This is a genomic window from Vibrio sp. ECSMB14106, assembly GCF_000972265.1.
Classification (GTDB): Bacteria; Pseudomonadota; Gammaproteobacteria; order Enterobacterales; family Vibrionaceae; genus Vibrio; species Vibrio kanaloae.
Window position 1 is genome coordinate 231,166 of record NZ_LAUM01000004.1, and the last position, 12,298, is coordinate 243,463.

Annotated in this window: 10 protein-coding genes; 6 read left to right on the forward strand and 4 right to left on the reverse strand. The window is 46.7% G+C overall.

From position 1 onward, the window contains the following. Entirely contained in the window at window positions 1-1,884 is a 1,884-nt protein-coding gene (locus WR49_RS04440) for a sensor histidine kinase (RefSeq protein WP_046223208.1), read from the reverse strand. A gap of 259 nt (window positions 1,885-2,143) precedes the next feature. Between WR49_RS04440 and dsrO the strand changes: the two genes are divergently transcribed. From dsrO to WR49_RS04465, 5 genes are all read left to right on the forward strand, one after another. Further along, complete coding sequence (dsrO, locus tag WR49_RS04445; RefSeq protein WP_046223209.1) at window positions 2,144-2,980, forward strand: sulfate reduction electron transfer complex DsrMKJOP subunit DsrO; 837 nt, start codon at window positions 2,144-2,146, stop codon at window positions 2,978-2,980. Then, window positions 2,977-4,098: an NrfD/PsrC family molybdoenzyme membrane anchor subunit gene (gene nrfD, locus WR49_RS04450; protein WP_046223210.1), complete on the forward strand. Its 1,122-nt coding sequence runs from the start codon at window positions 2,977-2,979 to the stop codon at window positions 4,096-4,098. The genes dsrO and nrfD overlap by 4 nt, the downstream gene beginning before the upstream one ends. Window positions 4,099-4,112: 14 nt before the next feature. After that, window positions 4,113-7,205 (forward strand): tetrathionate reductase subunit A, encoded by a 3,093-nt coding sequence (locus WR49_RS04455; protein ID WP_046223211.1) that lies wholly within the window; start codon window positions 4,113-4,115, stop codon window positions 7,203-7,205. A gap of 447 nt (window positions 7,206-7,652) precedes the next feature. Then, window positions 7,653-8,294: a c-type cytochrome gene (locus WR49_RS04460; protein WP_017057859.1), complete on the forward strand. Its 642-nt coding sequence runs from the start codon at window positions 7,653-7,655 to the stop codon at window positions 8,292-8,294. A gap of 9 nt (window positions 8,295-8,303) precedes the next feature. After that, entirely contained in the window at window positions 8,304-9,359 is a 1,056-nt protein-coding gene (locus tag WR49_RS04465) for a c-type cytochrome (RefSeq protein WP_046223212.1), read from the forward strand. Window positions 9,360-9,504: 145 nt separating this feature from the next. Here WR49_RS04465 and WR49_RS04470 read toward each other — a convergent pair whose 3' ends face one another. Then, entirely contained in the window at window positions 9,505-10,434 is a 930-nt protein-coding gene (locus tag WR49_RS04470) for a LysR family transcriptional regulator (RefSeq protein WP_017057857.1), read from the reverse strand. Window positions 10,435-10,460: 26 nt separating this feature from the next. Continuing rightward, on the reverse strand, window positions 10,461-10,901 hold the full coding sequence (locus tag WR49_RS04475; RefSeq protein ID WP_032547968.1) for an Lrp/AsnC family transcriptional regulator: 441 nt from the start codon (window positions 10,899-10,901) through the stop codon (window positions 10,461-10,463). A 142-nt stretch (window positions 10,902-11,043) separates the two neighbouring features. Between WR49_RS04475 and WR49_RS04480 the strand changes: the two genes are divergently transcribed. Then, window positions 11,044-11,628, forward strand: coding sequence for a LysE family translocator (locus WR49_RS04480; RefSeq protein ID WP_017057855.1), 585 nt, complete (start codon window positions 11,044-11,046; stop codon window positions 11,626-11,628). 54 nt (window positions 11,629-11,682) lie between these two features. Here WR49_RS04480 and WR49_RS04485 read toward each other — a convergent pair whose 3' ends face one another. Beyond that, window positions 11,683-12,072: a DUF1294 domain-containing protein gene (locus tag WR49_RS04485; RefSeq protein WP_046223213.1), complete on the reverse strand. Its 390-nt coding sequence runs from the start codon at window positions 12,070-12,072 to the stop codon at window positions 11,683-11,685. Between the last annotated feature and the right edge of the window lie 226 nt (window positions 12,073-12,298).

Sequence of the window (12,298 nt, forward strand, 5' to 3'; positions counted from 1 at the left end):
TTATGAATCATTTGAAAGAGAAAAAGGTAACGTTACCTCAACGTGACAGCCATGAGGAGCGAGTGACATAATGGCCATTTTGCCACTGTGATCTTCAATCACGTCTTGGCAGATCGAAAGCCCTAATCCCAAGCCATTTTCTTTACTGCTTACAAAGGCTTGGGTAACTTGTTGCTCGGCAAGATCTAACCCCGTTCCGTTATCAATAACCGACAACATCATTTTATCCGGTTGATACTCGGTAATCACTTTAATTGTCGCAAGCTTGCCGTTTTTGTTATTAATATCAGACATCGCGCTGTGTTCGCGTTGCTGCTGTATGTTACACGCATCTGTCGCATTATTGATCAGGTTTACAATTACTTGTTGTATGCCCACAGGATCAATATACAAAGTAATAGGCTGTCCGACCGCGTAGCGTTTAATAGTGATATTGTGCTTCTGTAATCGAAATTGCAGCAACTCAATGGTGTCTGTGAGTAGCTGCTCGATGTCGGTCTGAGACTTCTCAGATGAGCGTTTCTTAATCATGTTTCTTAAGCGTTGAATGATCGCATCAGCACGATCCACTTGAGACTGAATTTTTTCGAACACAGGTTCAATATCGGTCAATGGTTTGTTCTTCGAAACCCGCAGTAAACCACCTTCGCTATAGTTACGAATCGCTGCCAGAGGCTGATTGATTTCGTGTGCCAAACTGCTTCCCAACTCACCGACTACCGCGATCCGTTGCGAATGCTCGAGCTGCTCACTCTTACTTTTTAACTTGTGCAACGTGGCTTCTAACTGTTTTTTACTGCGGCTAAATTTATATTCCAACCAAAAATGGTAAGCATTCAGTAATACGACAAGAATAAAGAACGCCCACGCCCACTGCTGGTTGTACTTAAGCCAGATTAACGCTTCTTTCCACCAAGGCTGTTGCAGTGGATGCATGTCGAGTTGTTGATAGAGCTTGTCTATCGAGAGCAGGCTTGTCGGTGACGTCCAACCTGAAGCATTTGCCGCAATGGCGGGTGCACTGCTCTTTGCCATTGAAAACAGCACCTGACTCATTTGTTTAGCCAGTGCTGAAGAGGCTCTTTCTGTTTTGGCAAACGACCAGTTAGGGTACAACGGCGTAGACACTTGGCATCGGAATCCTTCAGGCGCTTGATTGCCGATAATTCGATATTGGCCAGCGACTAGCAAACCTTCGCTGATCATGCTCTCAACTAAACACACAGGTACCACAGCCGCTTCAATGTGCTCTTCTCGCAGCTGGTATAAGCTGGCATCAATAGGAAAACCTAAGAACTGAGTATTAGAGAAAAAGTGGTTGGGATTGAGCCCCTCTTGCATTATTTGATAACGCATAGTCAGGTAACCACCAAACGCATTTTCTGACACGGCAGCAATTGGCTTTCCGCTCAATTGTTCAAAAGAGATATAAGGTGACATTCTTCTCACCACCAATGCGGAACCGATACTGCGCGTGCTGCTCACACCTTGATCGTCGTAATTGTGACTGGTCATGGTTGCCATCCAAGAGAGCGCATACTGACGCCCTAATCGCACCGCCTGCCCCGGGTTGGTGACAACAAAATCGACGTTGACGTCTTTCACCGCTTCGGCCATCTCTTCCAAGTTAAATGGTTTGAGGACAAAGTGCTTACCTGGGATTCGCTCAGACAACCAATCCATTGTTGGTTGCCAGCGTTGCCGCGCCGAAAGCTTACCTCGAGTTGCTAACACGCCAACTTCGATAATCTGGTCGGGTTCAGCGAGGCTTGGGCTTGGGCTTGGGGCTACTATCGCTTGTTCAGATCGAGCCGCGAAACACGCACCTGAGGTTAGGCTTAACCAACAAAGGCTAACGATTGTCATTAGTTTTCGAACACTCACTAAGATCTATTTCTCCAAACGGACTGTTTATTCAATTTATTCTCGATTCATTTTATGTCAGCAACATGTTGAACGCTCAACTTATGCTTTAGATCGCCTTAAATAAGCCTCTAAAACAAAGCATAACAGCTAGATTGGCAAAACCACATTTGTTCTAGATCAACTTTGATCTGGGTATGTGGAAATCCACAATATCCCATGAAGGGTCAAAAACTGACAATGAGCCCAACAGAACGAATACCCATTTATAGGTACCAATATGGACTCATTGAAAAGACGGTTTCTCAGCCAATTCGGCAAGGTTTCCGCGGGTGCTGCGCTCATTCCCATTACCGGAATTAATACCGCAGTCGCAAGCACAGCCATTCGCAATAACAACCAACCTGACCGCAAAGGCGAAGTAGGTAAACGCTACGCCATGGCGGTTGATTTACGTAAATGCGTTGGCTGTCAGGCGTGCACTGTTGGCTGTAGCGTTGAAAACCAAGCGCCAATTGGCCAGTTCAGAACCACCGTAAAACAGTATGAAGTCTCCCTTGATGATGGTTCGATTACTCAACAAGAGGTGAAGTCATTCATGTTGCCTCGTCTGTGTAACCACTGCGACGATGCTCCGTGCATTAAGGTTTGTCCTGTTCAAGCGACCTTCCAACGCGAAGACGGCATTGTAATGGTCGACAACGAACGTTGCGTAGCTTGTGCTTACTGTGTTCAAGCCTGTCCTTACGACGCTCGCTTCATCAATAACGACACCCTTACCGCAGACAAATGTACCTTCTGTGCACACCGCCTTGAAGATGGCTTACTGCCCGCTTGTGTCGAAACCTGTGTTGGTGGTGCGCGCGTTATTGGTGACCTCAAAGACCCAAACAGCGAGATCAACCGCCTGCTTAATGAAAACCAAGACGACATCAAGGTGCTCAAGCCAGAGCAAAATACCAACCCACATGTTTTCTATATCGGCATGAACGAGCGTTTCGTTAGCCATATCGAAGGTCAGCCTGCGATTTATGATCCAGCCGCCATTGATAACTTGTCCTCTAGCAAACAAGAACTGGCAATCGCGACACAAGGTAAACAAGGAGAGACAGCATGAATATCACTGAGGTGTTAGTTCCCGCTCAAGAAATGGCCTGGCTACCGTGGGCGGTTCAATATTTTTTCTACATTGGTTCGGCTTACGCGGCCGCTATTCTGTTTTTGATTGCACTGATATTCAAAGACTCAACCAGTCACCAATTCCGATCAGCGCTTGTGCTTGTCATGGCGATTGGCGGGATTGTTGGACCACTCGCGCTAACAGGTGACTTACACCAACCGGGACGCGCGTGGCATTTTTATGCTCACATCACACCTTGGTCGTGGATGTGGGTGGGTTCTCTGTTTCTGCCTCTATTTTCAGGCCTTGCTGTTGCTACCGCGTGGGTTTACCTACGAGACGACATCGCACAGCTTAAAGAGAGTGAAAATCCACTGTTAAAACGCTTGTCTTGGCTTACGCTAGGCCAATGGCAGGTTTCAACCAAGCTAATGATTGCACTCGCTGCTGTGACGGCTGTATCCGGCTTAAGCATTGCGCTTTACACCGGTGCCGAGATTGCAATTTTGGCGAGCCGACCACTTTGGCACCAACCTGCATCTCCACTACTTTGGTTCTCCACGGCATTCTTTGCCGCAATAGGTTTAGCCCTATTGATTTGGGCTCTTTTGCCATCAAGTGAGCCAAACCTAAAAACAACCGATCTATCACTGATACAGAAAACCATTACCTTAACAGGTGGCCTTGCCATCATTCTCACATCAATTTGGGCATCTAACCATGGTCACTTCAACCTATATGAGAATGACACGTGGGGCATCAATTTAGGCATCATGACCACGAGCATTTTGCTGTGCATGATTTTAGTTCTGCCACTGCAGCGCCTATCGCGAAGCAAGCTTGGAATCGTCTGTATTGCGCTTGCGACCATCCTTTCAGCATGGGTAGTACGTTGGGTCACCATGATGGAAGTTCAAACCATTCCACGTTTTGATGTGGGTCCATTCCCTTACGAACTGCCAATAGGCAGCTCTGGTTTACTCGGCATTGTTGGTATGTGTGGCCTTTGGTTAGCACTTGCGTTGTTCGCTTCTGAAATCGTATCAACAAAAGCCCTATCGGTTAAATCAGCTCATAAAACATCGTCACCACTTAACCGTTCACATAGCTTGTAGTCTAAGGAATCATTATGGATAACAAACGTCGTCAATTTTTGAAAACAGGCCTTGCTGCCGGTGGTGTTGGAGCTTTTGCTGCAGGCTATGCGACAACCACAAAACACATGGTTCACGGTGCTATCGATGGCACCGCGGGTAAAAAAACCAACCACATCCACCACGGTAATTCATTAGAGACGGAATACAGTGTCGATGAACAAGGTAAGATCTCACCAAATCCAAACCAACGTGTTGCACCCTCTATGTGTTTTGGTTGCTGGACACTGTGTGGCTTGCGTGTACGGATCGATAATCGTAATGACGAGATCTTACGTATCTCGGGCAACCCGTATCATCCGCTATCAAACGACCAACATATCCCCTTCACAACGCCTGTAAAAGACGCCTATATTGGCTTGTCTGGTGAATCGGGTATCAATAACCGCTCGACTGCCTGCGCCCGTGGTAACGGTATGTTAGAGATTCAAAACAGCCCATACCGAATCACTCAACCGCTCAAACGTGTCGGTAAGCGTGGTGAAGGCAAGTGGGAGCCAATCAGTTACGAGCAGCTAATCTCTGAAATCACCGAAGGTGGTGACTTGTTCGGTGAAGGCGAAGTGGAAGGATTGCGTTCGATTCGCGACATCGAAACACCACTTGATCCGAACAACCCAGAATACGGACCAAAAGCCAACCAACTGCTTGTGACCAATGCCGGTAATGAAGGTCGTGACGATATCTTGAAGCGCTTTGCATTCAACAGTTACGGTACTCGCAACTTCGGTCACCACGGCTCTTACTGTGGTTACGCGTTCCGCGCAGGTTCAGGTGCAATCATGAACGATCTAGACAAGTTCTCGCATTTAAAGCCCGACTTCAACAACGCTGAGTTCATTCTGTTCATCGGTATGTCTCCGGCTCAAGCGGGTAACCCGTTTAAGCGTCAAGCACGACAACTTGCTGAAGCTCGCACGAACGGAAAGCTAAGCTACACCATAGTGACACCAAGCCTTCCTGCAGGGTCATCAAGCCTCGCGGCGGGCGATCGCAACAACTGGCTGCCGATCAAGCCGGGCACCGATTCAGCATTAGTTTTGGGCATGATCCAATGGATCATCGAAAACCAGCGCTACAATCACGACTTCTTGTCTCGCCCAAGCGCACAAGCGATGCAGAAAGCTGGCACCACACACTGGTGTAATGCATCTCACCTTGTTATCAGCGACGAAACACACCCACAAAACGGGCGCATGCTTCGCACATCGGATATTGGTTTGCTAGAAACGGGCGAACCACTATCTGACGATGACGGATTCATCACGCTTGATGTGACAACGTCACTATTAACATCACATATTCAAGTAGATGAAGCAGCTCTGTTTGTCGATCAAGACGTAGAGATCGATGGTCAGACCGTTCGTGTTAAGTCTTCTCTACAAAGGTTGAAAGAAGAAGCCTTCAAATATGACCTTGCTTACTACAGCGAGCAGTGTGAAATCCCGCAAGACCAAATTATTGCACTAGCAAAACGCTTCACTAGCTACGGAACGAAAGCCGTTGTCGATACCCACGGTGGCAACATGCACACCAACGGCTTCTACAACTCGTTCTCTATCTTAATGTTGAACGCGCTGATCGGTAACATCAACGCAAAAGGCGGTGCGATGGCGAAAGCGGGCGGCTACCCAACTTCGGTCGCAGGTCCTCGTTACGACTTTACTAAGTTCAAGGGTAAGACTAAGCCTCAAGGCGTGTTCTTATCTCGCAGTAAATTCCCGTATCACAAAACCAGCGAATACAAACGTCGTATTGCAGCCGGTGAATCACCCTACCCGACACGCGCGCCGTGGTACCCAATCTCTGCGCCGCTTTTAACTGAGCACTTATCAGCTGCCATTGATGGCTACCCCTACCGAGCAAAAGCGTGGATCAACCACATGGCGAACCCACTTTATGGGGTTCCGGGTTTAGACAACTTGTTGGGTGAGAAGCTTAAAGATCCAAAACAGCTTGGCTTGATAGTCTCTATCGATGCCTTCATCAATGAGACCACAGCGTTATCGGATTACCTCGTGCCAGACACAGTGACCTACGAAAGCTGGGGCATGGCCACACCGTGGCATGGCGTCGCAACTAAAACGATCACCGCTCGTTGGCCGATTGTTGAACCGAAAACCTCACGCACTCAAGACGGGCGCGCCATCAACCTAGAGAATTTCTTTATTGATGTGGCGAAAACGCTTGGCTTAGGTGGCTTTGGCGACAACGTAATTAAAGATAGCCAAGGTAACTGGCACGGTATTCATAGCGCTGAAGATTTCTACCTGCGCTCAGCGGCTAACTTGGCATTCGTAAAAGGCGGCGTGCCGAATGTCGATGCTGAAGATATCGTTTGGTCTGGTTTAGAACGCCTAGTACCCGTGATGAACAAAACGCTCAAACCAGAAGAGATGCTTAAAGTGGCGTATATCTTTGCGCGTGGCGGTCGTTTTGAAGACGCAACCAATGCGTACACCAGTGAAACCATGAAGTACAAATGGACCAAACCATTGGCTATCTGGAATGAAAAGCTTGGCACCTCTCGCAACACCATTAGTGGCGAACAGTACATGGGTTGTCCGACATGGTACCCACAAAAGCTGGCAGACGGCACACCTTTGGCAGAGCAGTTCCCAGTAAAAGAGTGGCCGTTCACCCTGACTAACTTTAAATCCAACATTCACAGTGCAGTGTCTAACTTGTCACCACGCTTAGAGTCCATCAAAGGCGTGAACCCGGTTTACATTCACCCACAAGACGCCTCTTCAGCAGGCATCAAAACCGGTGACGTATTTGCCATTGAAACACCGAGCTCAACCACACAGGCATTGGCGATGGTTATTGATGGTATCAAGCCGGGCACATTAGGTTTTGAACACGGCTTTGGCCATAAAGAACTCGGTGAGCGTGCACACTGGATTGGTGACACGCAGCAACCAGTAAAAATGAAGTCGAACGATGGCGTTAACATCAATGATATAGGCTTGATTGACCCGACGAGAGAAGGCAAAGGCGTCATGCTCGATTGGGTTGTGGGCGCAGCAGCAAGGCAAGCGCTTCCGGCTAGGATCTACAAAGTGTAAGCCGATCTATACAAGGTCGCATCATTGGGCCACACACGCCTCGACTCATGCGTAATTATGGGTACAACAGAGCAATCCATCGTTTAGGGGTTGCTCTGCTTTTCCCCTCCTTTATATAGAAAGCAGGCAATCTTCACTTCACCACAACTTTTTTAGCCAGCCCCTATCAAGCGGCTATGCTTACACTATCGGTGCCATAAAAGAGCCTTAACAAACATTGACACTGAGGCGAACATGGCAGCTCCCTTGCGTTTCATTAACAGTAATTGGATCAGCCAATCGGACTTCACACCATTACCGCTAGGTTGAGTTATTATCACTAAGTTAAGTGAGGTTATTAATGTGAGACTTACCTCAAGTTATTAATGAATTAATGTGGAAATCCACAATAGCGCCAACAATCAATTATGCCGAAAATGCGTGCATTATAACCAATAGCGACACCTCATGACTAAGCTGAAAATTAGAACTCAAACTTTAACGCTTTGCATCGCAGCTTTAGGAAGCCTTTCTTTAGCTGGTTTTGCACAAGCCGCGCCTAATCCAATGCCAGAAGCCGCAGAAACCTGCAGCGGCTGCCACCAAGCTGATGGAAAAGGCATGCCCAACATCGCCCCTATGCTTGCAGGGCTCAATGCTGATTACCTCGAACATCAACTGATTTTGTTTTCTAGTGGCGAGCGTCAAAGTGCAATCATGAAAGGCATGGCGGATGGTGTATCCGACCCTGCTATTCGTCGTGAAGTTGCAGAGTACTTCGCATCATTACCTTCTTACGAATTCACCGATTTAGAGCAGCGCGGCTCACAGGCTGATATTGATAACCCGTATCGCAAGCTGGTATTCCAAGGCGATTGGGATCGAAACATTCCAGCGTGTGCTACGTGTCACGGGCCAAGTGGTATGGGCGTAGACAAGTTCCCACGTCTAGCGAGCCAGCACGCCGACTACATTCAAACCCAGCTCAACGCTTGGAAAAGCGGCACTCGCAAGGGGGATGATTTGAACATGATGGGCAATATCGCTGGCAAGTTGACCGACGATGAAATCAAAAACCTATCTTACTACTTCGCATCTTTCCGATACTAAAGGGCTCGCATGAAAACATTACTCTTAATTACCGCAACCCTTGCCTCTGGAATCGCTTATGCCGAAGGTGAATTGCCCGATCGTCAAACCGAACTGCCAGCCGTTGAGAAACCTCAAGATAACAAATATCTGGTGCCACGAGATTTAGTCAATATTCCTGCAGGGGAATTTGGTGACAAAGTCAAACTGGGCTATTCGCTGTTTGTCGACTCACAGCAGATGCGTGGTACGTTCGTTGGCAATGAACAAAACTGTGTAAACTGCCACATGCAAGCGGGCATGAAACCAAATGCCGCGCCTCTTTGGGGTGCATACATGGCCTACCCTGCTTACCGTAAGAAAAACGATAAGGTAAATAGCTACGCGGAACGGATCCAAGGTTGTTTCACTTACTCTATGAATGGCTTACCACCAGCAGTTGATTCAAAAGAGATGGTTGCACTTACAGCTTATTCATACTGGTTAACCATGGGAGGAATCTTAGACAAGAATGGCCTACAAGATACGCCCGTTCCTGAGATAAGCGATGCAGACTTACAAGTCGGTGGTAAAACTGAAAGCTTCCCTCTTCCTGAGGAGCTGCTAAGCAAATACCCAATCGATGACCGCAGCAAGCTAGCAGGTCGTGGCTACCCTAAGATCGATAACCCTGAAAAAGAACCATCAATAGCACGTGGTGAAAAGGTTTACCAGGCGAGCTGTCAGACGTGTCACGGTCAAAATGGTGAAGGTATTAAAGGCGCAGACGATCACTCATATCTACCACCACTTTGGGGCGAGAACTCATTCAACTGGGGCGCAGGTATGCATCGCGTAAACACGGCTGCATACTTCATTTACGAAAACATGCCGCTTGGAAAGAGCCAACAGCTTTCGATTCAGGAAGCATGGGATGTGGCTGCTTTCGTCAACAGCCATGAACGTCCACAAGACCCTCGATATAAGGGGGATGTTGCTGGCAATGCTAAGCGTTACCACAATCACCAAGGTTACTATGGTAAAAAAGTCGACGGTCATGTCACAGGTTCAAAAGCCTACCCGAGCGGAAAGGACGTGATTCATTGATAGACATTTGTGAATACAAATAGCCGTTCACGTCAGTCATAGCTATACTTTACATTGTAAATCGGTTCTCGCGGGAATAATAAAAAGGAGCCAGATCGTATGACGAACTGGCTCCTTTTTCACGTTTGATATATTTAAAATACAACTAACCTTGCTGCATTTTCTCCCAAATCGTTGGAGATCCAATATAGTCTTGAACTGTAGTGATGAACTCTTTCACCAGTTTAGTCTGCTTGCGGTGCGGATACACAGCGTAGATAGCCGTATCTATCGTTGAGATTGGGTAATCAGGAAGTAAGGTGACCAAGCCCAGCTCTTTCATTGAGGCGTACAGATTAGATTGGTCAACAAAGCCATACCCTAAGCCATCTTTAACGCAAGACACCATAGTGCGGACATCGCTCACCTTATAATTGCCACGAATCGTTAGACTTTGGAAAGTGTTACCATGCGGCTCTTCGCTGATACTTAGATGATCGACCGTCATATCGCCATTGGTATAAATAACAGCAGGTAACGCGAGCAAGTCTTGTGGCGTCTTAGGCTCACCATGTTTTTTCACAAAGTCGTTTGACGCAACCAGCATGAAGTTACTATCGGCAATCTTCTTTGCGATCAAATTTGATTCAACAAGCTTGCTAAAGCGAAATGCGATATCAAACTGACCAGCAATAATGTTGGCTATCTTGTCGTCTAGCGACAGCACAATCTGAACATCAGGATACCTTCTCATAAACTGAGTGATGATAGGTTGCAGGTATTGCTGACCAAAATAGATCGGCGACGTAATTCGTAGCACACCTTTAGGCTCAGACTGATAGGAATCAGCAATGCCTTGTATCTGATTGATGGTATCTTTTAACACATAGGTTTGCGCGAGAATATCTTCACCCGCCGACGTTAAAGAAAACGAGCGCGTAGAACGATTGAGCAGCTGCACACCTAAGTCTTGCTCAAGCTTTTTAATCTGTTTAGAGAGGGATGAGTTATCCATATCATGTAAGGTTGCCGCTTTGGTGAACGACCCTTGTTGAACCACATCTAAGAACAATAACAACTGATTAGTATTGGGCACTGCGCCTCTCCTGACATACAACTCGACTAACGTTCGTCTTTAGGGGTATCCATGACCACCATGGTCGTTATAGATTGAACCTGAGCACACTCGCCAAGTACATTGGCATGAAACTTTTTATAGGCTGGAAGATCTTTGGTCTCTACCCTGATCAAGTACTCATTCGCACCGGTAATATTGTGGCACTCCACCACCTCTTTTTCCAAACTGACGTGCTGTTCAAATTCTAACTGAGCCGATTTGCTGTGACTAGAAAGCCCAATAGAAACATACGCAATAAAGCCCACCCCCATCAGGCCGTTATCCAAAACCGCGCGGTAACCTTGAATGATACCTTTACGTTCGAGATCTTGTACTCGTCTGAGCGTTGCTGAAGCCGACAAACCAATTCGTTCAGAGAGCTCAATGTTGGAGATTCTGCCGTCCAACTTAAGTTCTTGCAATATCCTTTCGTCAAATCTATCCATAGCTAATTATTATTGTGCATTAAGTGATAATAGAGATAATAAAAGCACATAATTGCCTCACTTTCCACATACTATATTTCTCAACGCGTGAAAGTCATGACCGGTCAGTCACCTTCGTTCATTTTATTGCTGGAGAACCATAATGCCTTTAGAACAACTTAGCGCGCTTGCCTTGTTTGCGTTTGTCTCGACCTTCACACCAGGTCCCAATAACATCATGCTCATGACATCAGGTGCCAATGTTGGCTTTGCACGTACGATTCCGCACATGCTTGGCATTGCTCTGGGGTTTGCAGCGATGTTGTTATTGGTAGGTTTCGGCTTAATGGGTATTTTCAATGCATACCCAGTGACACACCAAATTTTGAAATACCTAAGTCTTGCTTACCTCGTGTACCTTGCGATTAAGATAGCATTGAGTGGCAAAGCTAAAAGTACCGAAGCTTATAAGCCAATGACCTTCATCGGCGCTGCAAGTTTTCAGTGGGTGAATCCAAAAGGTTGGTCAATGGCGTTGACTGCCATTTCCGTTTACAGCAGTGGCAGTTCATGGTGGGAGCTTGCGATCATCGCGGCTATTTTCACTCTCGCTAACTTACCATCAGTGACCTTCTGGACGGCAGCAGGCAAGCAACTGCAACACTGGCTAACAACACCAGTACGCATCAAAAGCTTTAATTACGGTATGGCGGGCTTGCTGTTAGCATCAACGATTCCAATGCTCTAATCGACTCACTATAGCTATTGATGGTTAGCACACAGCTGCTAACCATCATTGTTTTTAAAGAAACCCGGTAATTTCACTAACCCAACGACCAAATATCGCCTGCCCGCTCGGTGTTAACGTCCACACAAACGCCGCTACATTCATTGCTACTGTTAGCCAATAAATCGCTCTGAACGGCTGCTTTTTCGTTTTATGACGCAGTTTATCTTGAGCAATCAAAGCCCCTAGCCAACCACCAGCAAAAGAGAAGGTGTGCAGAGTTTTCTCTGGCACACGCCAATTGCCATTAATTGCCGCTTTCTTGTCCTTTGCATACACAAAAAACGTCACCACTCCGACAGCTAAATACCACACTAATAGTACTTTCGAACTTTTTACAAACAACACAGACACCGCTACCATCACCAGATAAGTGATGGAGATTTGAATAGATGAAGACAACATCGACCCCTTTTTGGCTAACAGCTCACATTCTCTAGCAATTACGCCCTATCAATTGTCATAAGGATGATTAAGACAGACTACTCATTTACTATTCGACTTCGCAATCTCATAGTAAACCCCTATACCGCTTTAATAAAAGTGGCTCAATTATAAAGATACTCAATCAAAATACTCACTTTATCTATACGGATAATTTTCCAACGATATTAAAGATCTTTATTCCTAT

Bases quoted from the DNA above. Each gene is read 5' to 3' on its own strand.
- WR49_RS04460 (WP_017057859.1), top strand. From the start codon at position 7,653: ATGACTAAGCTGAAAATTAGAACTCAAACTTTAACGCTTTGCATCGCA.
- dsrO (WP_046223209.1), top strand. From the start codon at position 2,144: ATGGACTCATTGAAAAGACGGTTTCTCAGCCAATTCGGCAAGGTTTCC.
- WR49_RS04480 (WP_017057855.1), top strand. From the start codon at position 11,044: ATGCCTTTAGAACAACTTAGCGCGCTTGCCTTGTTTGCGTTTGTCTCG.
- WR49_RS04455 (WP_046223211.1), top strand. From the start codon at position 4,113: ATGGATAACAAACGTCGTCAATTTTTGAAAACAGGCCTTGCTGCCGGT.
- WR49_RS04465 (WP_046223212.1), top strand. From the start codon at position 8,304: ATGAAAACATTACTCTTAATTACCGCAACCCTTGCCTCTGGAATCGCT.
- WR49_RS04485 (WP_046223213.1), bottom strand. From the start codon at position 12,072: ATGTTGTCTTCATCTATTCAAATCTCCATCACTTATCTGGTGATGGTA.
- nrfD (WP_046223210.1), top strand. From the start codon at position 2,977: ATGAATATCACTGAGGTGTTAGTTCCCGCTCAAGAAATGGCCTGGCTA.
- WR49_RS04475 (WP_032547968.1), bottom strand. From the start codon at position 10,901: ATGGATAGATTTGACGAAAGGATATTGCAAGAACTTAAGTTGGACGGC.